This window comes from Lentzea sp. NPDC051838 (assembly GCF_040681245.1).
Lineage (GTDB): Bacteria > Actinomycetota > Actinomycetes > Mycobacteriales > Pseudonocardiaceae > Lentzea.
Genome location: NZ_JBFAYI010000003.1, coordinates 150,104 through 175,630 on the forward strand (window position 1 = coordinate 150,104; position 25,527 = coordinate 175,630).

The window sequence follows — 25,527 nt, forward strand, 5'->3', positions numbered from 1 at the left end:
TCTCACGCTACGAACGGCCCGGTTGTGGGCGCAAAGACCGAGTGATCAAGTTCGTGTGGACTTCACCTCCGCGTCATCTGCGTGACGCGTTCGAGCAGCGCGTGGGCGACCGAGTCGAAGCCCTTCTTGACGTAGTCGCCCTGCGCCTCGAAGACCTTGTCCGCGTACTTGCCGGTGAAGGTCTCGAACGTCCGGTAGCTGCAGCGTTCCGGACCCAGTGGCGTGATCAGCTGGTCGCGCGTGCCGAGCAGGCCGGGGAACGTGTCGCCGGTGTCGTAGCGCAGCAACCGCGGTGGCTCGACGATGCGGATGTACTCGCGACTCACCCAGGTTCCTTCGCTGCCGTCCGGCTTGGGCAGCGTGAGGTCGATCGGCGAGTCCACGGCCAACGTCGTGGACACGGCCAGCGTGTAAGGATTCCACTGTGGATAGTTGGGGTAGTCGAGCAGCACCGACCACACGAACGCGGCAGGTGCGTCGATCTCCACCGTCACGGACTCGATGAGATTGGTCATGCCGGCATGTACTCCCCACCGTTGACGTCCAAAGTCGCGCCCGTCACCTCGGACGACAGGCGGGACAACAGGAACAGGACCGCGCCGGCGCACGCTTCGTCGGTCGGGATGCGGCCGAGCGGGTTGCGGGACGCGATCTCGTCGTACACCTCCTGCTCGCTGACACCGCGCGCATCGGCGGTCATCTTGAGGTAGAAGCGCACGCCCGGCCCGTCGAGCCAGCCCATCACGGCCTGGTTCACGCGAATACCGGACGATCCCAGCTCCAGCGCCAGGAACTGGGTCGCGGTGGCCATCGCCGCCTTCGCCACCGCGTAACCCGCCTCGCCGCGCATCGGCTTGCGAGTGGTCATGGTGCCGATGTTGACGATCGACCCGCGCCCGGCGGCCTTCATGTGCGGCACGACCGAGCGCGTCACGTTCAAAGCGCCGTACAGGATGATGTCCATCGACCGCCGGATCGCCTTCTCCGGGGTGTCCAGCAGGTCGAAGAAGCCTGGGTGCCCGAACGCGGAGTTGACCAGGCCGGTCACCGTGCCGAACCGGTCGACCGCCGTGGACACCAGGGCGTCGACGTCCTCCGCGCGCCGAACGTCGCACTGCACGCCCACTGCTTCGCCGCCAGCCGCCAGGACGTCCTTCTCCACCTGCTTCATCACGTCGGCGGAGCGCGCGGCCATCACGACCTTGGCGCCCTCCGCGGCCGCACGCAGGGCCAGCTTCGAGCCCATGCCGGGGCCGACGCCGGTGATGATCACGACCTCGTCTTGCAGAATCACAGGTAGACCTCCGAGTAGAAGGCGAAGTCACGGCGCAGCTGGTCTTCGGAGAGACCGAAGTCCGTTGGTGTGTAGGAGTGCGAGCCGTGCCGTTCGGTGCGGTTCTGGGTCAGATAGGCGTCGAACGCCGCGTCGTCCGCGGGTCCGGCGGGCAGACCCAGCGCGTCGAGCACTTCACGGGCCACTTCCAGAGGCTTGCTGACGGTGTCGGCGAACCGGACATCGACGAACCGGTCTGGGCGTGCGGCCCGTGCCGTCGCGAAGTCGTTCAGCGTCATGGCGAACCGGCGGGACCAGTACCGTCCGATTTGGACCGGATCGACGTTCTCGCTGTACTGCGAGGACATCGCGCGCACCATCGAGGCGTAGGACGGGACGGCGTTGACCGGCGAGCGGTGCGTCATGACGATCTTGCAGCCGGGGAACTCGGACAGCACCGTGTCGACGGCGGTCAGGTGGTGCGGTGACTTCAACACCCAGGGCAGGTCGCGAGAGGGCTGCTGCCACTGCAGAACCTGGAGCCACTCCCGCAGTTCGCGGTAGGCAGGGGACTGGTCGGCCGAGCGCAGCCAGTCGCCGTAGGTGGGCACCCAGTAGAACGAGTCGTAGCTCATCGACACGAACGTGCGGTCCAGCAGCAGAACGTCCTCTTCCGGGCCGTCCCACACGACCGTGTGCAGGTCGCCGAAGTCGGGGGAGAGCTGCGCGAACATCTGCATGCGTTCCTGTGCACGGCGTTTGCGGTCCGGTGCGTCCGGCCCCTCGCCGGGGAACGGGATCGGATACGCGACCTCCCACGACAGCGTGGAGGTGACCTGAGGTGACGCGGACAGCAAGCGGTGCAGCAACGTCGATCCGGTGCGGGGCAGGCCGCAGATCTCGGCTGCCACCCGCACTTCGACGTCCAGCACCTCCGGGTTCGAACGCTGCAGCGCGCGGAGACGCAGCCGGTCCGCCAACAGCGCCGTCAGCCGGTGCTTGGTCAGCTCGAAGCCCAGGGGAGACAGCGCGGCTTCGGTGTTGAGGCTGCGCACGAGCACGTCGAGCGGCTCGCGGAACCAGTCGTCGCCGAAGTCGGTGAGCCCCGTCTTCGCCGAAGCCTTCTCCAGCAGCTCCACGACGTTCAGCTCGGTCGTCACCGTCATCGCATCTCCTCCAGGGGAACCACGCGGCACTTCGGGATCGGGTGGGTGGAGGCGCCGAGCCAGCGCAGCAACGCGGTGCCGGACAGATGGCCGCACGTGTCGATCCAGTTGCCCACACCGGGATCCTCGGCCGCCACCACGATCGTCAGCCGGCCGTCCGCGTCCAACGAGGCCGTGTGCTTGTTGACCGTGATGCGGCGGCGGTGGTCCAGCGACTCCATCCACCAGTTGTCGAGCTGGAAGTTCCAGTACGGGCAGTCCGGCACGTCGGTCTCGATCACCCACGCCTCACCGGGCCGCAACGACCAGTAGCCGTGCAGGTAGAAGATCTCCGGATCGCCGCCCGCCCGCTGGAACATCTCCTGACCGAAGTCCGGGAGCTCGTTGGGACGGGCCGCGAACGTCCGCGTCCAGTGCGCGAACGTCGCCGCGGTGCCGTGCACGGACAAAGCCGCCCGCTGCAACGCCTTCGCCAGGAACTCCGGTGTCAGCGCACCGGGTTCGGAAGGCCCGCCGATCTGCTCGATGTGCCACGTGCCGGGCACTTCGGCAGACCGGTCGAGATAGGTCTGGCGCACCACGAGACCGGTCGAGTCAGGAGCCAACGGCAACCAGTTCGCGCCCTGCTCGGACGCACTCGCGATGATCTCCACCGAGCCGTCGGGAGCGATGGTCAGGTCGGCGTCGGACAGCTCGCCGGTCGACGCCATCGTGCCGTCCTTGGCGTACCGGTTGGCCTTCGAGCCGATGCTGAAGTACGAGATCGTGCCGCGCGTACCGGTGATCCGGTAGGTGCGGTCGCCGCGGATGTTCGCCGACAGGTAGACGTTGTCCGGGTTGTCCGCGCCGATCTTCACCAGGTCGAGCTCGTGGAAGCGCGGGAAGTCGGGATCCGCGTTGTCCAGGCAGGAGTACAGCATCTCGCGCGTCAGCCGGGCGAGATAGCGGTAGCCCTCCGCCTGGTCCAGCGGGCCGGAGGGGCCGGAGGCGATCACCTCGCCGGCCTTCTCCAACGCCTGGCAGAACTGCGACCACGCCTGATCCGGCACGGGACCCTCCCCGAATTTAGAACGTGTTCTAGCGGAACATACCCGATTCTGGACAACGTTCAACAGACGCCGAGCGCACGCAGCCGGGCCACCACGGCCTCGGCTGCCTCCGCCGGGCTCAACGCGGTGGTGTCGAGCCTGATCTCGGGGTTCTCCGGTGGTTCGTAGGGGGACGAGATGCCGGTGAAGTTCGGCAGCTCACCCCGCCTGGCCCGCGCGTACAGACCTTTGGGGTCGCGCTGTTCGGCCACGTCCAGAGGGGTGTCGACGAAGACCTCGCAGAACTCGTTCTCGGCCACCAGCTCGCGGGCCAGCGCCCGTTCGGCGCGGAACGGCGAGATGAACGAGACCAGCACGATCAGCCCCGCGTCGACCATCAGGGAGGCCACCTCGGCGATGCGGCGGATGTTCTCGACGCGGTCGGCGTCGGAGAACCCGAGGTCCTTGTTCAGCCCGTGCCGCACGTTGTCGCCGTCCAGCAGGAACGTGTGCCGGCCGGCCGCGTGCAGCGACTTCTCGACCAGGTCGGCGATCGTGGACTTGCCCGCGCCGGACAGCCCGGTCAGCCACACCACGCACGGCCGGTGCCCGTTGCGCTCGATCCGCGCCTGCTTGTCGACGGTCAGCGCTTGCCAGCGGAGGTTCGCCGGCCGCAGCGCGTGGTCGATCATCCCGGCGCCGACCGTGGCGTTGGTCAGCCGGTCGAGCACCACGAACGAGCCCAGGTCGCGGTTCACGCGGTAGCTCTCGAACGGCACGGGTGCCTCGAAGTGCACGCTGTCGGTGCCGATCTCGTTGAGCTGCAACGGCTTGGTCGCCGTGAACCCGACGGTTCGCGCACCGATCTTGGCCAGGTACTGGCGGCCGGGCAGCAAGCCGTTCTCGTTCAGCCAGACGAGATCGGCCTGGAACGCATCGGCCACACCTGGCGGTTCCGTTGCCGCCGCCAGCACGTCGCCACGACTCGCGTCCACGTCGTCGGCGAGCACCACGGTGACGGACGATCCCTTTGGTGCTTCAGTCAAATCGCCGTCCATGGTGACGATCCGCTCCACAGTGGAGGATCGACCGCCGACGCACACCTCGTCGCCCTGGCGCAGAACACCGCGCAGCACCCGTCCGGAGAAGCCGCGGAACGACGCGTCCGGCCGGTTCACCCACTGCACGAGGAACCGCGACGGGCCGTCGACCTCGGAAGAGACGACCACGGACTCCAGCCACTGCAGCAGGGTCGGTCCGTCGTACCAAGGCGTGAGTTCGCTTCGGCCGACCACGTTGACGCCTTCGGTCGCCGACATCGGTATGCACGTGCCGTCGGGGAACTCGGCTTGGATCTTCTCGAACGCCTCTCGCGAGTACCCCAGGAGATCGAGCTTGTTCACCGCGACAGCGACGTGCCGAATCCCCAGCAACGACACGATCCGCGCATGCCGTCGCGTCTGGCTGAGCACACCCTTGCGCGCATCGAGCAGAAGCACCGCCGCGTCAGCCGTGGACGCCCCGGTCACCATGTTGCGCGTGTACTGCTCGTGCCCCGGAGTGTCCGCGACGATGAACCGCCGCGCCTCCGTGGCGAAGTACCGATAAGCCACATCGATGGTGATGCCCTGCTCGCGCTCGGCGGCCAATCCGTCCACCAGCAGGGCGAAGTCGAGGTCACCACCCCGAGTGCCGACCCGCCTGGAATCGGCCTCCAGCGCAGCCAGATGGTCCGCGTACAACAACTTCGACTCGTACAGCAGGCGTCCGATCAGCGTGCTCTTGCCGTCGTCCACGCTGCCGCAGGTGATGAACCGCAGTAAGGATTCCTGGAGCTCCATCAGAAGTACCCCTCCTGCTTCTTGCGCTCCATCGAGCCGCTCTGGTCGTGGTCGATCAGCCGCCCCTGCCGCTCGGACGTGGTCGCGGCCCGCATCTCCTCGACGATCTCCGAGACCGTTCGCGCCTCGCTGCGCACCGCCCCGGTCAGCGGATAGCACCCCAGCGTCCGGAACCGGACGAGTTCGGAACGTGGTGGCGACGACAACGGCATGCGGTCGTCGTCCACCATGATCAGCAGGCCGTCGCGGTCCACCACCGGCCGTTGCGCCGCGAAGTACAGCGGCACAACGGGAATCTGTTCGCGTTCGACGTACCGCCACACGTCGAGCTCGGTCCAGTTCGACAGCGGGAACACCCGGATGCTCTCGCCGGGCGCGACCCGTGTGTTGTAGAGCCGCCACAGCTCCGGCCGCTGGTTCTTCGGATCCCACCGGTGCTGCGCGGTGCGGAACGAGAACACCCTTTCCTTGGCACGAGAGGCTTCCTCGTCCCGCCGTGCCCCGCCGAACGCGAGGTCGAACCGGCCCTCGTCCAACGCCTGCCGCAACCCCTGGGTCTTCCAGAGGTCGGTGTGCCGCGCCGAACCGTGGTCGAACGGGTTGATGCCGAGCGCCACGCACTCCGGGTTGCGGTGGACGATCAGCTCCAGCCCGAGAGAAGCAGCCGTCGCGTCCCGGAAAGCGATCATCTCCCGGAACTTCCACGTGGTGTCCACGTGCAGCAACGGGAACGGCGGCTTGGAGGGGTAGAAGGCCTTGCGCGCCAGGTGGAGCAGGACCGAGCTGTCCTTGCCGATCGAGTACAGCAGGACCGGTCGTTCACTCTCCGCCACGGCCTCGCGGAAGATGTCGATGCTGTCGGCTTCCAACGTGTCCAGGTGGTCCACGCACCGAAGGTAGCAACAGAACTGAACAACGTTCAATAGTGTTTTGAACGTTGTTCAACGTAGGATCTGGAACCGTGAGCACAGAGCAGACGGCGTGGGGTGACGCGGAAGGCCGCAGGCGGGACATCCTGCAGTCGGCCGAACAGATCCTCGAGGAGCAGGGCTACGCGGGCCTGACCATGCGCGCCATCGCGGTCGGCGCCGGCGTCAGCTCCGGCACCGTGTACCAGTACTTCTCCGGCAAGGAGGACGTCTTCGCGGCCCTGATGGAACGCCGCCTCGACGAGCTGCAGCACACGCTGGACACCGTGGATCGCGGCCTCGGCATCGCGAGTGTGCTCAAGGAGATCGAGCCCCTGGTCACCGAGCTCTGGCGCCGGTTCGGCCGGTCAGCGGCACAGTGGGAGGCGAAGGTGCTCTCCGGCGGCCGCAGGGGCAAGGAGGTCGCCGGATCCGCGCAGGACTACCGCAAGACCATCAAGGCGCTCGCCAAAGCGTTGAACGAGACCGCCGAAGCGTCCGGTCAGACCCTCCTCGACGACCCGGCGCTGCCGCACTGGGTGTGGGACTCGCTGATCGGGCTCGCCGACGACCTGTTGCTCCAGGGCGCGCGGACCAACAGGGTCAAGCCCGCGCACCTCATCGAGTTCGCCACCGGCGCGATCGAGCGGGGCGTCATTTCCCGCCGATGAGCGAGTCCACCGTGGCCGTGCCGTTGTCCCCGCAGGCACGGCGGGAGGTGGCGAGCGTGGCCGGGTCGTCCGTCTCCTCCGGCTGCCCTGCCTGCCAGAAGAGCCGTTTCAGCAGGTCGATCTGGGCGTCCACACCTGCCGAGAGGAAGTCGTCGCAGGTCGAGTTGGTGCTGAGCTGGTCGTTCTCGGACTCGAACAGCGGCGCGAACGCCAGCAGCAGCGAGATGATCAGCACCAGGCTGAGCGCGAAGAACCCCAGCCCCGGTCCGCTCGTGGTCGGCCGCAGCCAGGCCTCCGCCTCCTCGCGGAAGGGCTTGACCGGGGTCTCCTCGGTGTCGACCCAGAACTCGAAGCTGTCGTCGTTCGTCACCTCGAACTGCACGTGACCGGCGACGATCAGAATGCTCGTCACCCGGTCCTTCGCGTACGAGCCGACCCAGTACGGGTCGGGCCGCACCAGCACCATCCTCTTGGGCAGCAGGAACACCACATCGCGCTCGCCCCTGGCGAGACGCTCGGTCTGGCCGGGCTGGATGACCACTCCGGCCAGCCAGGCCCGCACCTCTGGGCGTTCGTGCTCTTCGAGGGCCTCCAAGGCGATCGCCCACAGGTCGGGATGTTCCACGTCGGTGCTATCGCTGCGGTCGTGTGCCTGGGTTACCTCAGGATGCGGAAATTGCTCCAAATGGCACCCAGTTCGCAATCTTCGATCACTTGACCGGGAGGTCGTACCGCCGCCGGATGCTGGTGCCGAGCACGCCGATGTCCGCGCCGTAGACGTGAATCGAGATCGCGACCGCGCTGGAGTTGTTGCACACCTTGTGAATGTCGCCCGGCGGCACCAGGTACGACGCCACACCTTGCGGAGTGCGATTGAACCGCAACGGAACGAGGTGATCACCCGCGAGCCGGTACGTCGTCTCTTCTTCTTCGCCCACGTACGTGCCGACGACGCACCATGACACGTGGTCGTGAATACAAGTCTCCTGACCTGGCAACCACACCAGCGCGACGACGGAGAAACTGCCGTCGGGTTCGACGTGCAGGACGTGCTGGCGGTACGCGGTGGGGTCGGGTTCGCGGTGCTCGGCGTCCAGCAGCGACGGATCCGCGAGGTGGCGGGTGAGTGCCTTGGAGACCCTGCGAGCGACGGCGGCGTCGTCACCGCCCGCGGTCACGGCGGTGCGGATCGCGCCGACGAGCAGCGCGGCGGTGGGGGAGAGCAAGCGAGGCATGGTGGCTCCTCTACATGATCACAAAGGCTCCGATCAGTGCCACGACGCTGATGAGGACGGTGGACAGCAGGCCCAGCGTCAGCGCGGGAAGTCCGGAGCGGACGAGAGAACGCAGGTTCACGGCCGTGCCGAGGGCGAACATGCCCGCGGCCAGCAGCAGGTTGTCCACGAACGTCGCCGTGGACAGCAAGGTCTGAGGCAGGAGTTCGGTGGCGCGCAAGGCGGCGGCCAAGAGGAACCCCACGACGAACAACGGCACGATCGGCGGACGCTTGCCCGCAGCGGGGAACTTGCGGCGCTCGGCGATGCTCACCGCGGCGAGCATCGGCGCCAGCAACACGACCCTGGTCAGCTTCACGGCGACCGCGATCGCCAGCGCGCCGGTGACGGGTCCGGCGGCGGCGACGACCTGGGCGACCTCGTGCACGCTTCCGCCCGCCCACACGCCGTAAGCAGCGGGGGACAGTCCGGTGAACGGGTGCAGCGCGGGCAGCGCGAACATCGCGACCGTGCCGAACAACGTGACCAGGCCGAGCGCCTTGGCGACGTCCTGCTCGTCCTGTTCACGCACGCCGTTCATCGCCGCCACGGCCGAGGCACCGCAGATCGAGAACCCGGTCGCGATCAGCAACGACAGTCCCTCGCCGACGCCGAGCACGCGGCCGAGCCAGCGCGTCACGACGAACGTGACCACCACGGCGACAGCCGCCAGCACCAGCACCTCGTAGCCGAGCGCGAGCACGTCGCGGAACACGAGCTTCAGCCCGAGCAGCACGATCCCGAGGCGCAGCAGCCGTCGTCCGGCCAGCTTGATGCCGGGACCGAACGCCACGGGGAGCTTCACCACGTTGGCCACGACCGCGCCGAGCAGCACCGCCGCCGTCAGCGCGCTGACCGAGGGCAGCAGCCACGTCACGACCATCGCGACCGCGACACCGGCCGCGACCAGCACGAGGCCGGGTACCGGTGAGTCGACGCGCGCGGTGGTCTTGACGCTGCCCATGTGAGCAACCATCACTCTTGCGAGCTATGCGCAGAAGATGGTGGTTGCTTGGGGGCGTATAAGCCTGCGTTATGCCCTCGAGGCTGCGGTCACCATCGCGTCGACCGTCGCGCGCATCAGCGGGAGGCGGATCAGGTCGGGCCACGTGTACAGCGCGGTCTCGCGTTCGGCCTGGGACTCCACCTCGACGGCGGTCAGGCCGGGGTGTTTCAGGTACGAGAGCAGCAGCCTGGGCACGAGCGCGACGCCGAGCCCCGCGGTGACCAGGCTCTGGATCGCGAGGTTGTCGTCGGTCGAGCAGGTGACGTCCGGCGTGAACCCGGCCTCGGCGCAGGCCCGTTGGAGAGCACCCTGGCAGCGGGGGCAGCCGGCGATCCACCGCTCGTCCGAGACCTCGGCCAGCGAGACCTTCTCCCGTCCGGCGAGGCGATGGCCTGCGGGCAGGAGCAACGCGAGCGGCTCCTTCAGCAACGGCACCCGCAGCATGCCCGCGATCGCCGCTTCGTCCAGGGGTTCGCCGCGGTAGTTGAAGCTGATCACCATGTCGACCGTGCCCCTGCGCAACAGCGCGAACGAGTCCGGCGGTTCCTTCTCGACCAGCTCGAGCCGCAGCTGGGGACGTTCCTTGGCGAGGATCGCGGCCGCGTAGGGCACGACGGAGACGTTGGCGCTGGGGAAGGCGCAGATGCGGATCGTGCCGATGTCGTGGTTGGCGATCGCGCTGACCTGCTGGTGGGTCGCGGCGAGCTGATCGAGCAGCTCGGAGCCGCGTTCGGCGAGGATGCGACCGGCTTCGGTGAGGTTCAGGCCACGGCCTGTGCGGACGAACAAGGGGCCGCCGACCTGGCGTTCCAGCGCGCGCATCTGCTGGCTGATCGCCGGCTGGGTGCAGTGCAGCTCCCGGGCGGCCGCGCTGAACGAGCCGGTCCTGGCGACGGTCGCGAACACCTCTAGCTGACGGGTATCGAGCACTTTCGCACGATAAGCCCGATCAGCGGCCCCGGCGAAGGGGCCGCTGATCGGATGTTTCCTAGAAGGTCAGCTTCCAGGAGTTGATGTAGCCGACGTCCTGGGCCGCCACGTCCTGGACACGCAGCTTCCAGACGCCGTTCGCGACCTCGCTGGAGGCGTTGACGGTGAAGGTCTGCTGGATGTTGTCCGCGCTGCCGCCCGACTTGTTGCTCAGCGAGTACACCGAGCCGTCCGGGGCGACCAGGTCGACGACCAGGTCACCGCGGTAGGTGTGGATGATGTCGACCGCGACCTTGAGCGTGGCCGGGGCGTTGCCCGTGACGCCGGAGACCGTGATCGAGCTGGTCACCGCCGCGCCGTTGTCCGGGATGTTCACGTCGGCGGCGTTCTCGAACGACGTGCCGGGCGGGGGCTCGCTGCCGACCGCCGCGAGAGCGTCGACGCGGCCCTCGCCGAAGAAGTTGTTCTTCGCCGTGGTGCCGGAGCAACGGGTGTCGGTGCAGCTCAGGTCGTCGGCCTGGGTGGCCAGCAGCTGACGCAGCTGGGCAGGGGTGGCCGTGGGGTTGGTCGACTTGAGCAGCGCGGCGACGCCCGCGACGTGCGGGGAGGCCATCGACGTGCCCTGGAAGTCGTCGTACTTGCCACCGGGGATGGTCGACCACACAGCGTCGCCAGGGGCTGCGACGCTGATCTTGTCGGTGCCGTAGTTGGAGTACGACGACTTGCGGTTGGCGGTGGTGATCGCCGAGACGGTGACGATGCCCGGCAGCTCGGTGGGCAGGCTCAGGCAGGCGTTGGTGACGTTGCGCTGCACCGGAGTCGAGTCGTTGGGGCTCGTGGTGTCCCGGGTCTTGTTCGCGAGGTTGTAGTTCTCGTTGCCTGCCGCGGCGACGTTCAACACACCCTTGCCCTCGGCGTAGGCCACGGCCCGCTTGACACCCTCCAGGATCGCGTCCTGGTCGGCGTTGTCGGGGCAGGCGAACAGCCACGGATCGGTGTAGTAGCTGTTGTTGGTCACCGCGAACCCGCGGTCGCCGGCGAAGACCATGGCGCAGATGGTGTTCTCGGCGAAGAAGAGCGACTTCCCGGGCTCGGCGACGCGCACCGCGGCGATCTTCACGCCAGGCGCCACACCGACCACGCCCGTGTTGTTCTTGGCGGCCGCGACCGTGCCCGCGACGTGCGTGCCGTGCTGGTCGACATCCCGCCACGCGCCGGCACGGGTGTCGAGCTTGCCGTAGGCACAGGACGCGGAGTTGGCGGCGTCGAAGTTCGCCTTGAGGTCCTGGTGCAGGTCGTCGACGCCGGTGTCCAGGATGCCGACCGTGACGTTCGGCGAGCCCTGGTTGATCGCCCACGCCTTGTCGGCGCCGATCTGGGCCATGTCCGCCTGTACGGACTCGGTCATCGTCTGCGGAGTCTGCGTCGCCGGAGACGGGATCGCCGGGTTGGCCGCCTCAGCCGGAACGTCCGACGTGCGCGTCGCGCCCACCTTCTGCACACCGCTGACAGTCCGCATCTTGCTCGCGAAGTCGGTGGCGGCCGAGTGGGCGACGACGACACCGATCGCGTCGAAGCTGTTGAACACCGTGCCCGCGTTGCTCGCGATGGCCGTCTTGGCGCCTGCGGTGTCGTTCGGCGCGGTGATGACCAGATAAGCGCGCGTGCCGGCGGCCACGGCAGGGGTCGCCGCCGTCAGCACTCCGGCGCCGACGGCCGCGACGATGACCGCGGCGCGCAGGCGTGATCGTGAACCCAGGAACACGATTCCTCCAACTCCTTAGCGGGCGATGCCCGCGCACGTCGCGCGGGTGCAGGGGCCCGTCGTGGCTTTAGAGGAGGTCAGGACGCATTCGGGACGCGCGGTTTCAGAAATGCTCTGTTCGGCTCACGTCGAACGTCGCACGTCAGGCGTGTGGTGATCCTGTCTGCCCCAAATGACATTCCGGTGTCGTTCGGGCCTGCGTAGAACCGGCTGACATGACTGTTGTGACGTCTCTGGTTCTGTTGGCTCAGCTGGCCGTGCCTTGTTCAGGCGAAGTAGTGATCAAGAGTGCTGCGGTGGACGCGGTGATCGAGGTGTCTTCTTCTCACCTGGGGGTGGCGGCGCCGTCGGGTGCTCGTGCGCAGCGGTGGGCGCGTGACGGGGCGTTGCTGCGGAACGTCCAAACCGGACAGTGCATGTCGGGCGCGGGGAACTACGCGCTGCTGCGCGCGTGCGATTCTGCGGATCCTTCGCAGCGCTGGAAGTTCGTGCCGGCGTCCGGTGGGGTCATGCTCACGACCGAAGCCGCTGCTCCCGGTGCCGTGCTGACCGGCAGCCGGGCCGTGCCGAACTCGTTGTACGGCCTGTTCGAGCCTTCTGACGACCCGATCTACCGCTGGACCGTCACGCCTGCTTGAGGTACTCCGCCAGTGCGCGCAGGGCGGCCGTCGCGTTGTCGAGGAGGTCGGCGGGGATCGCGGACAGCACCTCGTCGTGCGCCTTGCTGTTCGCGATCACGACCTCTTCGGCGAGGGTGGTGCCGGTGTCGGTGAGGCGCACGTAGGTGCTGCGGCCGTCGGTCTGGTCCGGCTCCCGCTCGACCAGGCCGCGGCTGACCAGGCGATTCACCACGTTGCTCGTGCCGCCGGTGGAGAGCAGCAGCGACCGGCTGAGCTCGTTGGCCTTGAGGCGGTAGGGCGTGCCGCTGCGGCGCAGGGCGGCCAGGACGTCGAAGTCGGCGCCGGTCAGGTCGAAGCGGGTCACGGTGGCGCGCGTGGCCTCGCCCAGCAGGCCGGACAGGACCATCACGCGCTTGCTGAGCTCGGAACTCTTGACGAGGGCCTCCGGGAGCTCCGCGCGCCACACCGTCAGCAGTTGTTCCACGCGATCCGTCACAGGTCAGAGCCTATTGCACACCGTGATAGCTTTTAAGAAAGCTTTCAGGTGAGGGGAATCTGATGGACTTCGTGTTGCGCAACGCCCTGGTGATCGACACCGACCCGATGGCAGTGCTGCCGGGAGCCGACGTGCTGGTGCGGGACGGGCTCGTTGCCGGCGTGGGGAAGGGGTTGCGGGCTCCTCGGGTGATCGACTGCACGGACCGGATCGTGCTGCCGGGGTTCGTGGACACGCATAGGCACCTGTGGCAGATGTTGTTGCGGTCGTTCAGTGCCGACATGTCGTTGGGCGAGTACCTGGAGAAGGTGTTGCGGCCGTTGCAGTCCGTGGTGACGCCGGACGAGCTGCGGATCGGCACTGTGGCGGGTGCGTTGGAGTGCCTGGCTTCCGGGATCACGACCGTGCAGGACTACTCGTTCGCGCCGACGTTCTCGCACGCCGTTGCTGCAGTGCAGGGGCTGCGGGAGTCGGGCGTGCGGGCGATGTTCGGGTACGGGCAGGCGGTCTTCGGCCCCGCGTGCTCGCCGGACGACGTGCGGCGCGGTGTCTCGTTGGGCGGCGGGCTCGTCTCGGTCGCCTTGGCGCCGCTCGGACCGTCCTTTTCGGATGTTGGTGTGGTGGAGAGCGACTGGTTGTTGGCTCGTGAGCTCGGGTTGCGGGTGTTCACCCACGTTGCCGGTGCCGAGAACCCGATCTCGTTGCTGCACGACCGGGGACTGCTCGACGCGAACACGACCTTCGTGCACGGCAACGCACTCAGCGACAGCGAGCTGAAGCTGATCGCGGAAGCCGGTGCGGGCGTGTCGATCGCGCCTGGGCTGGAAGCGGAGATGGGCCACGGCGCGCCGATGATTCGACGTACTCGTGCGTTGGGTGTCGCGACCGGGCTCGGCGTCGACTCGGTGACGGTGGTGGCCGGGGACATGTTCTCGCTCATGCGGGCCGCGCTGATGTCCGCGCACGTCAGCGAAGGCGTGCACGTCACGCCCGCCGATGTGCTGCGGATGGCCACGATCGAGGGCGCTTCGGCGATCGGAATGGCGGACCGGGTCGGGTCGCTCGGCGTCGGCAAGTACGCGGATCTGGTGGTGTTGCGGGCTGATGACCTCAACCTGCTCGGTGCCGCCGATCCTGTTGCTGCGGTGGTGACGGCTGCTCATCCTGGGAACGTCGAGCGCGTGTTCGTTGCCGGGGTGGAGGCGGAGAAGCCTGATGTGGCACAGGACGTGCGGACCGTGGCTGCGCGTCTTCGGGGGCGCTGACGCGCCGTGCGTCGTCTCACCTTGCGTAGGTGGGCGCGCGGGCAACCTTACGGGCTTTGGTTTCGTCATCGCCGCTGGCGCGTCGATTGCGATTGGGGCTTGACTTCGGGTCCCTTGCGAGGCGCTGTGTCGGGCGGAAAAGGTCGGATGCTCCGCACCCGCCCGATCCGAAAGGGTAGCACCTCGCACCCAAAGTCAAGCCCCAATCGCTTCGCGTGCGTGGTCCCGTTGGGTTGTTCGGGCTGCGGTTATTACCGGTTTCCCGCGTTGTTGTGCTCTCATTCGGCTCGGCTTCGCCATCGCCGCTTGCCTTCGGCTTCGCGGGGTGTGTTTCTTGGTGCGGTTCACTCGATGGTGTTTTGTTTTTGGCGTTATCTGGTCGTGATCTTGTAGTAGAGTCGAACATGTGAGCGAAACTCCCGTCCAACTCCTCTCGACTGACGCGCTGCTGGTCAGTGTCGTCGGCCGGGAGAAGAGGATGCGGGCTGAGTTGTTTCTGCAGTTGCAGGAAATCGCCGAGTTGGAGCGGCGCGGGGCCGGTCCCGAGCTTGGCTACAAAGATGTGGCGTATGTGTTGCAGCATGCGATTCGCTGCGACCGCACCACCGCCAGGCAGATGGTCGCGAATGCCGCGTTGTTGAGCAGCACGATCACGCCGACCGGCAGTGAACTGGCTCCTGAGCTTCCCGAGACCGCCGAGGCTGCGGCCGAGGGTGCGTTGTCGATCGCGCATGTCGCGGAGATCGCCAAGGCGATGAAGCACCTGCCCGCCGAGGCCGAGAACCTCGTGGTGGAGTTCGCCCGTGAGCACGAGCCTTTTGCCGTGCGTGACTTCGGCAAGGGCCTGGCCTACGGCCTCTACCAGGACGATCCCGAGCCCGCCGCGCCCCAGCCGGAGCGCCAGGTCAACCAGCACCACAAGCGCTGGCGCAAAGACGGCATGCTGGAGATCCGCGCCCTGCTGGACAAGGTGATCGGCGCGGCCTACGAGGCCGCCCTGTCCCCGCTGGCCAAGCCCCGCCCGGACACCGGCGAAGGCCCGGACCAGCGCGACCGTTCCGAACGTGAGGGCGAGGCCTTCGCGGAGCTGGTCAATCTGATGGTGCGCGCCGACCAGTTGCCGGAGCACGGTGGCGAGCCGGTAACCCTGACTCTCACGATGAGCTACGACGACCTGGCCAACCAGACCGGCCAGGCCCTGTTGGACAACGGTGAGCGGATCCCGGCCGACCAGGTCCGCCAGCTCGCCTGCAACGCCGGGGTGATCCCGCTGGTGCTGGGCGGCCAGTCGCGGCCGATGGACATCGGCCGCAAGACCCGGACCTTCCCAGCGGGAATCCGCCGAATCCTGGTCGCGAGGGACCGAGGCTGCGCCTTCCCGGGCTGCTCGAGACCACCCCGGCATTGCGATGCCCACCACATCCAGTACTGGGCCAACGGCGGCGACACCTCGGTCGACAACGCAGTCCTGCTCTGCCGACACCACCACACGCTGATCCATCAAAGCGAGTGGGAAGTGAAGCTCGTCCACGGCATCCCGACGTTCTATCCGCCGCCATGGCTGGACCCAGAACGAAAACCCAGACGCAACCAGCTCCACACCGCCGCCTAAACGGCCAGGCGAGCGGCAACTGCAGGCCGGGCTATTGAGAGCCGGGTGATTGAGAGTCGGTGGATTGAGGGCCGGTGGATTGAAGTCGGGTGATTGGGATCGGGCCGTTGCGGGGCGGGCCGTTGGGGGCTGGGCTATTGAGAATCGGGCCATTGCGAGGCGGGCCATTGGGAGCCTGGCGATTGTCGGCTGCCTCGTTGTGTGGCGAGCCGTTGTGCGCCGTGCCGGGAGCGAGCCACGAGCGGACAACGTCCCGCGCGGCACGCGCGGCACTCCCGCAAAGCCGAAGGCAAGCGGCGATGGCGAAGCCGAGCCGAACGAGAGCACAACAACGCGCAACACCGGTAATAACCGCCGCCCGAACCACAAAACGCAACCACGCACGCAAAGCGATTGGGGCTTGACTTTGGGTGCGAGGTGCTACCCTTTCGGATCGGGCGGGTGCGGAGCATCCGACCTTTTCCGCCCGACAAAGCGCCTCGCAAGGGACCCGAAGTCAAGCCCCAATCGCAATCGACGCGCCAGCGGCGATGACGAAACCAAAGCCCGTCAGGTCTTTTGACCCACGCGCCCACCTACGCAAGGCGACCCAACCACAAAACGCGACCAACCCCGCTGGAACCGAACCCACCCAACACAAGCAACCACCGCACGGCACGTCAGTGCCCCGAAAACTCAGCGCCGCATGATCAGCCCGACGAAGTGGTTCATGTCCGCCTGCACGCAAGGCTCCTCAGCGTGCTTCCCGGTGCACCCAACCGCCCACCCACCACCAGATCCGTAGTCAGAAAAGTGGAACGGAATCCCAGCAGCGGTCAGATGGGACGCGGTCACCAGCGCGGTCTCCCGAGCCCGGTTCTCCAGCACAGCCTGCACGGGGTTCACAGTCAGGTCACCGCCATCACCGACGTACAGCGCAACCCCCATCCCCCGCAGCGACGAAACATGCTGAGCAGGGCTCTGCGCGTTCCACACCCCGTCGAACGGCCAAACAGGCGGCCCGAAGATCGCGTCCACCCCCACCGCAGGAGTACCGGACCCGGGGTTCACCTCAGTAGCGACCACCGCGGCGCGCACCTCGGAGTTCTGCAGGTCGAGGCCGCCGGAGAAGCTGCCGACGTAGCTGAACAGGTCCGGCCGGTGCTCGGCGTAGTGGAAGGCGCCGAATCCGCCCATCGAGTGGCCGACGATCGAACGGCCCTCCCGCGTGGCGATCGTCGACAGGTTGGCGTCCACGAACGGGATCACCTGCTCCAGGTGGAAGGTCTCCCAGTTCTGCGGGCCTGCGGCGCCGGGGTTGACCCAGTTCGAGTACCAGCCGCGGCCGCTGCCGTTGGGTTGCACGGTGATCAGCGGGACGTCGCGGGTCGCGTTCTCGACGACGCGCTGGTTCCACGCGGCGTCGGGGCGGTCGGGGTGGCCGTGCAGGTAGTACTGGACCGGGTAGCGCCGAGAAGGGTCGTAGGACGAGGGCAGGGTGACGACGATCGCGTGCTGACCTGGTGCCTGGCCCTCCAGCAGGGTCGGTGTGGGTACCTGGCCGGTGGAGACGCTGAAGACGAACGTCCGCAAGCCCGAGTCGACCCACCGCGGCTGGCTCGTCACCACCAGGCCAAAGAGGTCAGTGAAAACCGGCGGCGAGACGGCGGCGCGGGCGTGCGGGCTCGACAACGAGAGTGCGGCCACCAGTGCGGCTACCAGGCAGGCGCCGCGTTTTCGGGCCGTGCGGAATCGGATCGACATGAGATCCCCCCTCGGGATGATGATCGTCCGATCATGATGCTGGGCCGCCGCGCAGGACAGGCCAGCGACCGGCCATTGGTGGCCGGGTGCCGTCCGCGCTGGTCAGCTCGGCGGCGAACAGGCGCAGGAGGCCGGGCAGGCGGTAGGTGTCGCCGTCGCGCCACTCAGCGAGACCCAGGTCGACCAGCTCGTCCAGGGCGGCTTCGGTGTCCAGCAGGTCAGTGCCCAGCGCACGAGCGGCGGTGACGGCGTCGCACTCCTGGTGGCGGCCGAGGAGGCGGAACGCACTGGCTGCCAACGGGTCCGCGATGGTGTTGAACGCGGTGGCGCAGGCTGTGCGGACCGACTCGCCGCCGAAGCTGAGCTCGGCCAACCGGCGCCGTTCCGGGGTCAGGCGGCGGACCAGCCTGGCCACCGAGGACGGGCGATGAGCGAGCAGAGCGCCCGCGATGTGCAGGGCCAGCGGCATTCCACCGCACAACGACACGATCTGGGCCGCGGCCGAGGGTTCAGCGGCCGCCCGAGGTGCCAGCCGGGTCAGCAACGCCAGTCCGTCCACATCGGACAGCGGACCGACAGCGAGGTGCAGAGCGCCGTCGAGCAGGAGCGGCGAGCGGCTCGTGATCAGCACCGCGCACGGGCCGGTGGCGGGCAGCAGGAACCTCAGCGGAGCGGGATCCGTCGCGCCGTCGAGCACCACGAGCACCGCGCGGTCGGCCAGCCGGGAGCGCAGCAACGCCGTGGCCTCGTCCTCCGCCGCGGGCACGTCGGATTCGCCGAGATGCCGCAGCAGCCGGTGCGGGACGCGCGTCGGCTGCCGCAGGTCGACGTAGAGCTGGCCGTCGGGGAACACCGGCGCGACGCGGTGCGCGACCTCCAGCGCCAGGGCGCTCTTGCCGACACCACAAGGCCCGTGCACCACGGCCACGGTCGGGGTGTCCTGGGCGAGCAACGCCTGCAGCCGAGCCACTTCAGAAGATCTGCCCGAAAACGACCGGCACGGCGACGGAAGTTCGCGTGGCACCGAAGACGTTCGCACGGTGACGACCGGCGTCAACGACGGCGAACGGTCCAGCACTGCCTGGTGCAACCGGACGAGCTCCGGAGACGGTTCCAGGCCGAGCCGATCGGCGATCACCGCGCGATAGTCGGTGTACACGGCCAAAGCCCCGGCCAGGTCACCAGCTCGGTACAGCGCGGTCAGCAGATGCGCGCGCGGCCGTTCCCGCAACGGGTGTTCGAACACGAACTCGCGCAACGGTGTGATCAACGAGCGGTGCTCGCCGAGCCCGAGTCGTGCGTCGAAGTGGTCCTCCGCAACGGAAAGCCGCAGCTCCTCGACGGGCGCGATCGACCCGGCCAGCGCGGTGCAGCCGGCCAGGTCTTCGAGCACCGCGCCCCGGCACGCCGACAGCGCCTCGCCGAGATGGCGTGCGGCCGCGGCGTGATCACCGCGGGACAACGCGGCGCGGCCCTCGTCGGCGCGTTCGGTGAACAGGTGCAGGTCCAGCTCGCCCGGCCGGACCGTCAGCTGGTAGCCCGCTTGCCTGCCCGCGAGGCGCTCGGCGCCGTCCGGCAGCACCTGACGCAGCCGGTTGGCGTACGTGCGCAGGTTCGCCACCGCGGACATCGGCGGCTCGTCCGCCCACAGCGCGCGGACCAGCCTGCGGATCGGCACCGGGCGGCCCGGGTTGAGCAGCAGCGTGGCCAGCAGGAGGCGTTGTTTGAGCGAGCCCAGCGCGACTGTCGTGCCGCGGGCGCGCACCTCGATCCTCCCCAGAACCCTGAACTCGACTGACACGCCGGTGATCCTGACCGTGACCGCTGACACACCGCCGACACGGCATACACGCGGCCGTGTATCCGCGCTGGGCGTCCGCGTGTACGTCGCTTTCCTACGTTGGCGCCACCGACGCCACCCGGCGCGGAGGAAGGGAGCGCGACACATGCGCAAGACGTTGGAGTCGCTCAGCGACAAGCTGCTCGGCGTGTTCGTGGCCAAGGTCGACGTGGGCGCTGGTTGCCCGCCGGACCCGTACTACAAGCACTGCTACTGCCGCGAGCGCAGTGACTTCCGCCGGCGCTGCTCGCAGAACGGCGCGTGCAAGGAGTTCTGCGGTCCCTGCGTGGTCTTCCGGACCTGCGGCGCGTGACCAGACGCCGTGGGTGGCGACGCGTTTCGCCACCCACGGCCCCTTCTAGCTTCGGAGACTTGCCATGTCAATGCTCACCGCCGCGGTCGTGGTCGTCGGAGTCCTGTGCCTGCTGGACCTTCTGCTGAGCTTCGGCATCATCCGGCGGCTGCGTCAGCAGAACGAGACGTTGCGGGACCTGCGGGAGAAGCAGTCGGCGGAGGAGCCGCCCATCATGTTCACCGCCGGCGCGCACGTCGAACTGTCCGATGTGGACGTCAGCGGTGCGCTGGTCGGCTTCTTCTCGCCGAACTGCGAGCCGTGCAAGGAGCGCATGCCGCAGTTCATCGAGTACGCGACGGGCCACCGCGGCAAGGTGATCGCGGTCGCCGCCGGACCCGCGGAGGAGGTCGCCGACATGGTCGTGCGGCTCGGCGAGGTGGCCGAGGTCGTCGTCGAGGAGATGGGCGGCCCGCTGCACAACGCTTTCGGCACCACCGGTTATCCGGCGCTGTGCCTGGTCGACGACTCGCGGACCGTTGTGGCGAGCGGCTGGGAGATGTCCGCGCTGCCGGTTCCCGCGACCAGGTGAACACCTCTCTGGGCGCCCGCCGGGTGCTGTCGCTCCTGGTCGGCGCTTTCGGCCTGACTCGGGCGGCGGCACCGGTGGGCATGCCGCTGTACGTGGTGCTCAGCCTGCTCGGCGGCGTCGTGCCGTTGGCGGCGGCGTGGTGCACCAAGGTGTTGCTGGACGGGATCTCCGCGGGCAGTGGCTGGGCCGCTTTGGTGCCGTGGGCGGTCGCGCTGGCGTTGACGGGGTTGGTCAGCGGTCTGCTGCCGGTGGTCTCCGAGTACCTGAAGCAACGGCTGGACCGCGCGGTCGCCGTGCTCACGATGGACCGGCTCTACCGGGCGATGGGCAGGCTCACCGGCCTGGCGCGGATGGAGGACCCGAGGTTCCGCGACAAGCTCCAGCTCGCGCAGCAGACCGGCCGCAGCGGACCGGGCCAGCTCGTCGACGACGGCCTGGGCGCGGTGCAGGCGGCCATCACGACCGGCGGGTTCCTCGGCACATTGCTCTTCCTGAACGCAGGCATGGCCGTGATCGTGCTGGTGGCGGCGGTTCCGGCGCTGATCGCCCACCTGCGGCTCAGCCGGGCGCGGGTCGAGGTGCTGTGGTCGATCACGCCGGCCGAACGGCGCGAGGTGTTCTACGCCGAGCTGTTGTCGAGCCTCGACGCGGCGAAAGAGCTGCGGTTGCTGGGACTCGGCGACCTGTTCCGCCGCCGCATGCTCGTCGAACTGACCGCCGCCCACGCCCTGGTCGCGGGCCAGGACCTGCGCGACGCACGGGTGCGCGGCCTGCTCGCCTCGCTGACCGCCGTGGTGTCGGCAGGGGGACTGGTCTGGTCGGTGTGGCTCGCGGTGTCGGGCACGCTGTCGATCGGTGACGTCGCGATGTTCGTGGCCGCGGTCGCCGGGGTGCAGGGCGCGTCGCAGAGTCTGGTGCACTGCCTGGCTTCCGCGCACCACTCCGTGCTGTTGTTCCACCACTACCAGGAGATCGAGTCGCAGCCGCCGGACCTGCCTCCTGCTTCTGCCGCGGTTCCGGCTCTGCGCCAAGGGATCGAGCTGCGCGACGTGTGGTTCCGCTACGCCGATGACCAGCCGTGGGTGCTGTGCGGCGTGAACCTGACGATCTCTTTTGGACGGTCGACCGCACTGGTCGGGCTGAACGGCGCGGGCAAGTCGACGATCGTGAAGCTGCTGTGCCGGTTCTACGACCCTGATCGCGGCGCGATTCTGTGGGACGGCGTGGACATCCGGACGTTCTCGGTGGACGAGCTGCGGTCCCGGATCGGCGCGGTGTTCCAGGACTACATGCGCTACGACCTCACCGCCGCCGAGAACATCGCGCTCGGAGATGTGTCCTCAATGGATGATCGGGGCCGTGTGGTCGGCTCTGCCGAGCGAGCCGGCGCGCACGACCTGGTCGCGGCGTTGCCTCGCGGGTACGACACGTTGTTGTCCCGCATGTTCTTCGACGAAGCCGATCGCGAGGATCCGGAGACCGGCGTGCTGCTGTCCGGTGGCCAGTGGCAGCGACTGGCTCTGGCCAGGGCCTTCCTGCGCGACCGCCGGGATCTGATGATCCTCGACGAGCCCAGCTCCGGACTGGACGCGCAGGCTGAACACGAGGTGCACAGCAGCTTGCGCCGGCATCGTGAGGGGGCGACGAGCGTGCTGATCTCGCACCGGCTGGGCGCGGTCCGGGACGCGGGGGTGATCGCGGTGCTGACGGGTGGTCAGGTCGCGGAGCTCGGGACGCACGACGAGCTGATGTTCTTGGACGGGGACTACGCGCGGCTCTTTCGCTTGCAGGCCTCCGGGTACGACGAGGTGGTGGCTGGGTGAGATCGGGTGCGGGGCTTGGGGATGTGACTCGGTGGTGACCGGATGATCTGGGTGGTTTTGGCCGTTGCAGCGGTTTTGGCGTGGCTTCTCGTGTTGCGCGGCCGCCTGCTGGTGGTGACCGTGCACGGCGTGAGCATGGAGCCGACCTATCACTCCGGCGACCGGTTGCTGGTCCGGCGCACCAGGCTCGACCGCGTCCGCGCGGGCCAGGTCGTGGTGGTGCAGGTGAAGGCTTCGACACCGGACGACCCGACCGGCGGTCGCCTGGTGAAGCGCGCGGTGGCGGTGCCGGGTGATCCGGTGCCGCCGGAGATCCCGGTGCCCGGCCCGCGCGTGCCCGTGGACAGCCTGCTGGTGCTCGGTGACAACCTGGCGCGCAGCAACGATTCCAGGCGTTTGGGTTTCTTGTCGGGGGACGCGCTCATCGGCGTGGTACTCCGGCCGATCGGAGGAAAGCGATGACCACGGGTGCGGTTGTCCTTTGTGGACTTGTTCTTCTGGTTTCAGCTGTGAGCAAGGTGCGCACTCGATCCGACTACGCCGACTTCGTGGCATCGGTGCCCGCGTTCGGGATTCCACAACAGTGGACGCGGCTGTTCGCGGTGCTCACGGTTGTCGCCGAGTTCGGGATCGCGGGGTTGCTGCTCATCGGCTACTGGACCGCGGGGCTGATCCTCGCGGCGGGCATGTTCGCGGTGCTGACCGCCGTGGTGTGGCGCGCGGTGTCACGTCGGTCCGGCGCGGTGTGCCGGTGCTTCGGGCGTGCTCGCACCACGCTCACCCACCGGCACACCGCGCGCAACGCGTTCCTGTTGGCAGCGGCGGTTCTCGGTTTGTCCACAACGGACAGCACGGACCTGGCTGTGGCGTGGCTGGCGGCGGCGGTCGGCGTGATCGGCGCGGTACTGGTGGTGCGGTTCGACGACTTGGCCGACCTGGTCGCGGGCTAGCCGCGGTAGGCGTCGAGCAGCAGCCCGTGGAAGTGGTGCACGCCGTGTTCGGACAGGCCTGACCCCGCCGGGTCGTAGACGATCCGGCCCTGGTCGAACGCGGGCGTGCGCATCCCGCGCTGCACGCTCTCGACGATGCTGATGTCCTGCTGCTGCAACACTTCGTCGATGTACCGCACGCCATCGAGTTCCGACGCGGTGAGCTCGGTCGTCTCGAAGTAGAAGTCCCAGGTCTCGCGCGCGCGTTCCGGCCCGTCCGGAAGAATCTGCAGCACCATGAAGTTGTCGCGGCCGGGATACCGCAACAGGCAGGTGTTGGGCCACAACCACCACACCGCGTGCTGGTTCACCGTCGCGCCGGACACGTCGTACGCCGAGTTCTCGTGCTTGCCCGCCTCGGCGAAGTGGCTCGACCAGATGCCGTGCGTCTTCACGTCGTAGGTGCTCATGTCCACGAGGTCGACGAACTCGGGATGCGCGATGTGGCAGTGGTAGCACTCGAGGAAGTTGTCGACGACGTTCTTCCAGTTCGACTCGAGCTCGTACGTGAGCCGCTTGGCGTGGGTCAGCGAAGCCACGTTCGGCGCCCAGAAGTCGATCTCCGCCTTGAGGTCCGGCGCCTGTTCGGCCAACGCCTTCGCGGTCGGATCCAGGTTCACGTAGACGAACCCGCAGAACTCTTCGACCTGCACCTGGTCCAGGCAGATCTCGGACTTGTCGAACGTCTCCATGCGATCCGCACGCCTCGCCGCTCGAAGCCCGCCGTCGAGGTCGTAAGTCCAGGCGTGGTAGGGACAAACGATGTTCCGCGTGACGCCAGAACCCTGAAGCAGTTCGTGCGCGCGGTGCTTGCACACGTTGTAGAACGCCCGCAGCGTCCCGGCCCGATCGCGGACGATCGCGATCGGCATCCCGGCGACCGTCGCCGCCACGTAACTGCCGGGCGACGCGAGCTGCTCGACGTGGCAGACCCATTGCCACGTCCGGGAGAACACCGCGCGGTTCTCGAAGTCGTGCCACCGCGGCTCGACGTAAGCCTCGGCGCGCAACGACATCGAGCGCGCGGGATCGGGGTGGTAGCCGGAAGCGATGCGCTGAACGTCCTCGGACGTGATGTCCCGCATCAGGTCGACAGCTTCGTGGGCAGGCGCTCGAAGCCTCGCAGGATGCGGGTCGGACGGCGGTGCGCGCCGGGCAGCGGGCTCAGGTCCGGGAACCGCTCGAAGATCGACCGCAGACCGATCTCGCCCTCCATCCGGGCCAGCTGGGCGCCGAGGCAGTAGTGGCGGCCCGCCCCGAACGACACGTGGTCGCGGGCGTTCGCGCGAGTCACGTCGAAGGCGTGCGGGTCGGAGAAGACCTCGGGATCGCGGTTGGCGGCGGCGAGGACGGCGGTGACGAACTGCCCGCGCTGCACCGGAATGCCCGCGATCGTGGTGTCACGAGAGGACATCCGGCCCGTCATCAGCACCGGTGGGTCGACGCGCAGCACCTCGTCGACGGCGTTGCTCCACAGCTCGGGCTGCGAGCGGAGAACCGAGAGTTGCGCGGGATTCTTGGTGAGCAACGAGATGCCGTTGCCCAGCAGGTTCACCGTGGTCTCGAAGCCGGCGGCGAGCACCAGGCCCGCGGTCGACTTCAGCTCGCGGTCGGTGAGGCCCACGCCGTCCTCGCGCGCGGTGATCAGGCGGCTGAGCAGGTTGTCGCCGGGGTTGGCGCGCAGCGTGTCGAGGTGGCGGGTGAGCCACGCATCGAACGTGTTCAACGTGGTCTCGACGGTGCGGAACACGCGCCACGACAGCCCGAGATCGAGACTCGGCGCGGCGGCACCGCCCAACGCCAGCACGGTCGCGCGGTCCTCCGGCGGGACACCGAGGATCTCGCTGATCACGGTGACCGGCAGGAGCCCGCAGTAGGTCTCGATGAGGTCGACCGGGTTCGACGGATCAAGACCGGACAGCAGTTCGTCGGCGATCGCCTGGGTGCGCTCTCGCAGTTGCTCCACGGCACGTGCGGTGAAGACGCGCGTGACCAGCTTGCGGTAGCGGGTGTGTTGCGGCGGCTCGACGACCAGCAGCGACGGCGGCTGCACCGGGTGCGTGATGTCCGTGGCGGACCACGCGGCGAGCGTGCCCAGGATGCCGCCGCTGTACCGGGGCCTGGTCGTCACGAGGGCGTCGTTGGTGAGGATTTCGCGCACGATCGCGTGCCGGGCCGTGGTGTGGCCGACTTTGGTGGCGGCGATCGGGCCGCGGGCGCGGATCTCGTCGAACAGGCCGGTGAGGTCGGCGCCCGTGGACGCCTCGACGGTGATGCGGCCCTGCAGGTCGCCGCGACGGGCCTGCATGCGCAGCACCGTGCGGGGCAGCGCGTGGCCGATGCTCCAGCGCACTGCCGTCTTCACGTGTTCCTTCGCGAGACTCATCAGTTTC

General features: G+C 68.2%; 25 protein-coding genes. 9 read left to right on the plus strand and 16 right to left on the minus strand.

All coding sequences use genetic code 11. From position 1 onward, the window contains the following. Positions 1-62 precede the first annotated feature (62 nt). From AB0M24_RS09615 to cysD, 6 genes are read right to left on the minus strand one after another with little or no spacing between them, the layout of a single operon-like run. Positions 63-515, minus strand: a complete 453-nt coding sequence (locus tag AB0M24_RS09615) for an SRPBCC domain-containing protein (protein WP_363763406.1) — start codon at positions 513-515, stop codon at positions 63-65. After that, a complete protein-coding gene (locus AB0M24_RS09620) occupies positions 512-1,294 on the minus strand; it encodes an SDR family oxidoreductase (RefSeq protein ID WP_363763409.1) in 783 nt (260 codons plus the stop codon). The genes AB0M24_RS09615 and AB0M24_RS09620 overlap by 4 nt, the downstream gene beginning before the upstream one ends. After that, on the minus strand, positions 1,291-2,439 hold the full coding sequence (locus tag AB0M24_RS09625) for a sulfotransferase (RefSeq protein ID WP_363763411.1): 1,149 nt from the start codon (positions 2,437-2,439) through the stop codon (positions 1,291-1,293). Before AB0M24_RS09625 ends, AB0M24_RS09620 begins: the two co-directional genes overlap by 4 nt. Continuing rightward, positions 2,436-3,488 (minus strand): DUF1214 domain-containing protein, encoded by a 1,053-nt coding sequence (locus AB0M24_RS09630; protein WP_363763414.1) that lies wholly within the window; start codon positions 3,486-3,488, stop codon positions 2,436-2,438. The genes AB0M24_RS09625 and AB0M24_RS09630 overlap by 4 nt, the downstream gene beginning before the upstream one ends. Positions 3,489-3,547: 59 nt before the next feature. Next, positions 3,548-5,308 (minus strand): adenylyl-sulfate kinase, encoded by a 1,761-nt coding sequence (cysC, locus tag AB0M24_RS09635; protein WP_363763416.1) that lies wholly within the window; start codon positions 5,306-5,308, stop codon positions 3,548-3,550. Next, positions 5,308-6,195 (minus strand): sulfate adenylyltransferase subunit CysD, encoded by an 888-nt coding sequence (cysD, locus tag AB0M24_RS09640; RefSeq protein WP_363763419.1) that lies wholly within the window; start codon positions 6,193-6,195, stop codon positions 5,308-5,310. The genes cysC and cysD overlap by 1 nt, the downstream gene beginning before the upstream one ends. Positions 6,196-6,269: 74 nt before the next feature. On the opposite strand from cysD, the gene AB0M24_RS09645 reads away from it, so the two are divergent. Further along, complete coding sequence (locus tag AB0M24_RS09645) at positions 6,270-6,887, plus strand: TetR/AcrR family transcriptional regulator (RefSeq protein ID WP_363763422.1); 618 nt, start codon at positions 6,270-6,272, stop codon at positions 6,885-6,887. Here the strand turns inward: AB0M24_RS09645 and AB0M24_RS09650 are convergent. The 5 genes from AB0M24_RS09650 to AB0M24_RS09670 all read right to left on the minus strand — a co-directional run bounded on the left by AB0M24_RS09650 (position 6,871) and on the right by AB0M24_RS09670 (position 11,862). Then, on the minus strand, positions 6,871-7,512 hold the full coding sequence (locus AB0M24_RS09650) for a hypothetical protein (protein ID WP_363763425.1): 642 nt from the start codon (positions 7,510-7,512) through the stop codon (positions 6,871-6,873). The genes AB0M24_RS09645 and AB0M24_RS09650 overlap by 17 nt on opposite strands. A gap of 85 nt (positions 7,513-7,597) precedes the next feature. Continuing rightward, on the minus strand, positions 7,598-8,122 hold the full coding sequence (locus AB0M24_RS09655; protein WP_363763428.1) for a cysteine dioxygenase family protein: 525 nt from the start codon (positions 8,120-8,122) through the stop codon (positions 7,598-7,600). A 10-nt stretch (positions 8,123-8,132) separates the two neighbouring features. Further along, positions 8,133-9,125 carry a putative sulfate exporter family transporter gene (locus AB0M24_RS09660; protein ID WP_363763431.1) on the minus strand — a complete coding sequence of 331 codons (993 nt, stop codon included), beginning with the start codon at positions 9,123-9,125 and terminating at the stop codon, positions 8,133-8,135. A gap of 69 nt (positions 9,126-9,194) precedes the next feature. Then, entirely contained in the window at positions 9,195-10,097 is a 903-nt protein-coding gene (locus AB0M24_RS09665; protein ID WP_363763434.1) for a LysR family transcriptional regulator, read from the minus strand. A gap of 58 nt (positions 10,098-10,155) precedes the next feature. After that, positions 10,156-11,862 carry a S8 family serine peptidase gene (locus AB0M24_RS09670; protein WP_363763437.1) on the minus strand — a complete coding sequence of 569 codons (1,707 nt, stop codon included), beginning with the start codon at positions 11,860-11,862 and terminating at the stop codon, positions 10,156-10,158. 278 nt (positions 11,863-12,140) lie between these two features. Between AB0M24_RS09670 and AB0M24_RS09675 the strand changes: the two genes are divergently transcribed. Further along, positions 12,141-12,500 (plus strand): hypothetical protein, encoded by a 360-nt coding sequence (locus AB0M24_RS09675; RefSeq protein WP_363763439.1) that lies wholly within the window; start codon positions 12,141-12,143, stop codon positions 12,498-12,500. Here the strand turns inward: AB0M24_RS09675 and AB0M24_RS09680 are convergent. Beyond that, on the minus strand, positions 12,487-12,978 hold the full coding sequence (locus tag AB0M24_RS09680; protein WP_363763442.1) for a MarR family transcriptional regulator: 492 nt from the start codon (positions 12,976-12,978) through the stop codon (positions 12,487-12,489). The two genes, AB0M24_RS09675 and AB0M24_RS09680, sit on opposite strands and share 14 nt — an antisense overlap. Positions 12,979-13,040: 62 nt before the next feature. Here AB0M24_RS09680 and AB0M24_RS09685 point away from each other — a divergent pair, with 62 nt between their 5' ends. Then, positions 13,041-14,243 carry an amidohydrolase family protein gene (locus tag AB0M24_RS09685; protein WP_363763445.1) on the plus strand — a complete coding sequence of 401 codons (1,203 nt, stop codon included), beginning with the start codon at positions 13,041-13,043 and terminating at the stop codon, positions 14,241-14,243. 406 nt (positions 14,244-14,649) lie between these two features. Continuing rightward, a complete protein-coding gene (locus tag AB0M24_RS09690; protein ID WP_363763447.1) occupies positions 14,650-15,855 on the plus strand; it encodes a DUF222 domain-containing protein in 1,206 nt (401 codons plus the stop codon). A gap of 675 nt (positions 15,856-16,530) precedes the next feature. Here the strand turns inward: AB0M24_RS09690 and AB0M24_RS09695 are convergent. Both AB0M24_RS09695 and AB0M24_RS09700 read right to left on the minus strand, forming a co-directional pair. Continuing rightward, positions 16,531-17,598 (minus strand): alpha/beta hydrolase family protein, encoded by a 1,068-nt coding sequence (locus AB0M24_RS09695; protein WP_363763450.1) that lies wholly within the window; start codon positions 17,596-17,598, stop codon positions 16,531-16,533. Between the two features lie 31 nt (positions 17,599-17,629). Then, a complete protein-coding gene (locus AB0M24_RS09700) occupies positions 17,630-19,399 on the minus strand; it encodes a BTAD domain-containing putative transcriptional regulator (RefSeq protein WP_363763453.1) in 1,770 nt (589 codons plus the stop codon). A gap of 145 nt (positions 19,400-19,544) precedes the next feature. On the opposite strand from AB0M24_RS09700, the gene AB0M24_RS09705 reads away from it, so the two are divergent. From AB0M24_RS09705 to AB0M24_RS09725, 5 genes are all read left to right on the plus strand, one after another. Next, a complete protein-coding gene (locus AB0M24_RS09705; protein ID WP_363763456.1) occupies positions 19,545-19,751 on the plus strand; it encodes a hypothetical protein in 207 nt (68 codons plus the stop codon). Between the two features lie 64 nt (positions 19,752-19,815). After that, a complete protein-coding gene (locus AB0M24_RS09710) occupies positions 19,816-20,322 on the plus strand; it encodes a hypothetical protein (protein ID WP_363763459.1) in 507 nt (168 codons plus the stop codon). Beyond that, on the plus strand, positions 20,319-22,145 hold the full coding sequence (locus AB0M24_RS09715; RefSeq protein ID WP_363763461.1) for an ABC transporter ATP-binding protein: 1,827 nt from the start codon (positions 20,319-20,321) through the stop codon (positions 22,143-22,145). The genes AB0M24_RS09710 and AB0M24_RS09715 overlap by 4 nt, the downstream gene beginning before the upstream one ends. 42 nt (positions 22,146-22,187) lie before the next feature. After that, complete coding sequence (locus AB0M24_RS09720) at positions 22,188-22,607, plus strand: S26 family signal peptidase (protein ID WP_363763464.1); 420 nt, start codon at positions 22,188-22,190, stop codon at positions 22,605-22,607. Further along, positions 22,604-23,095 (plus strand): MauE/DoxX family redox-associated membrane protein, encoded by a 492-nt coding sequence (locus tag AB0M24_RS09725; RefSeq protein ID WP_363763467.1) that lies wholly within the window; start codon positions 22,604-22,606, stop codon positions 23,093-23,095. Before AB0M24_RS09720 ends, AB0M24_RS09725 begins: the two co-directional genes overlap by 4 nt. Here the strand turns inward: AB0M24_RS09725 and AB0M24_RS09730 are convergent. Together AB0M24_RS09730 and AB0M24_RS09735 are read right to left on the minus strand one after the other, a co-directional pair. Beyond that, positions 23,092-24,219 (minus strand): ring-hydroxylating oxygenase subunit alpha, encoded by a 1,128-nt coding sequence (locus AB0M24_RS09730; protein WP_363763470.1) that lies wholly within the window; start codon positions 24,217-24,219, stop codon positions 23,092-23,094. The two genes, AB0M24_RS09725 and AB0M24_RS09730, sit on opposite strands and share 4 nt — an antisense overlap. Next, positions 24,219-25,520, minus strand: coding sequence for a cytochrome P450 (locus AB0M24_RS09735; protein WP_363763473.1), 1,302 nt, complete (start codon positions 25,518-25,520; stop codon positions 24,219-24,221). Before AB0M24_RS09735 ends, AB0M24_RS09730 begins: the two co-directional genes overlap by 1 nt. Positions 25,521-25,527 lie beyond the last annotated feature (7 nt).

Coding starts and splice junctions, on each gene's coding strand:
- AB0M24_RS09730 (WP_363763470.1), bottom strand. CDS start 24,219: ATGCGGGACATCACGTCCGAGGACGTTCAGCGCATCGCTTCCGGCTAC.
- AB0M24_RS09615 (WP_363763406.1), bottom strand. CDS start 515: ATGACCAATCTCATCGAGTCCGTGACGGTGGAGATCGACGCACCTGCC.
- AB0M24_RS09625 (WP_363763411.1), bottom strand. CDS start 2,439: ATGACGGTGACGACCGAGCTGAACGTCGTGGAGCTGCTGGAGAAGGCT.
- AB0M24_RS09720 (WP_363763464.1), top strand. CDS start 22,188: ATGATCTGGGTGGTTTTGGCCGTTGCAGCGGTTTTGGCGTGGCTTCTC.
- AB0M24_RS09685 (WP_363763445.1), top strand. CDS start 13,041: ATGGACTTCGTGTTGCGCAACGCCCTGGTGATCGACACCGACCCGATG.
- AB0M24_RS09705 (WP_363763456.1), top strand. CDS start 19,545: ATGCGCAAGACGTTGGAGTCGCTCAGCGACAAGCTGCTCGGCGTGTTC.
- AB0M24_RS09710 (WP_363763459.1), top strand. CDS start 19,816: ATGTCAATGCTCACCGCCGCGGTCGTGGTCGTCGGAGTCCTGTGCCTG.
- AB0M24_RS09660 (WP_363763431.1), bottom strand. CDS start 9,125: ATGGGCAGCGTCAAGACCACCGCGCGCGTCGACTCACCGGTACCCGGC.
- AB0M24_RS09655 (WP_363763428.1), bottom strand. CDS start 8,122: ATGCCTCGCTTGCTCTCCCCCACCGCCGCGCTGCTCGTCGGCGCGATC.
- AB0M24_RS09725 (WP_363763467.1), top strand. CDS start 22,604: ATGACCACGGGTGCGGTTGTCCTTTGTGGACTTGTTCTTCTGGTTTCA.
- AB0M24_RS09735 (WP_363763473.1), bottom strand. CDS start 25,520: ATGAGTCTCGCGAAGGAACACGTGAAGACGGCAGTGCGCTGGAGCATC.
- AB0M24_RS09695 (WP_363763450.1), bottom strand. CDS start 17,598: ATGTCGATCCGATTCCGCACGGCCCGAAAACGCGGCGCCTGCCTGGTA.
- cysC (WP_363763416.1), bottom strand. CDS start 5,308: ATGGAGCTCCAGGAATCCTTACTGCGGTTCATCACCTGCGGCAGCGTG.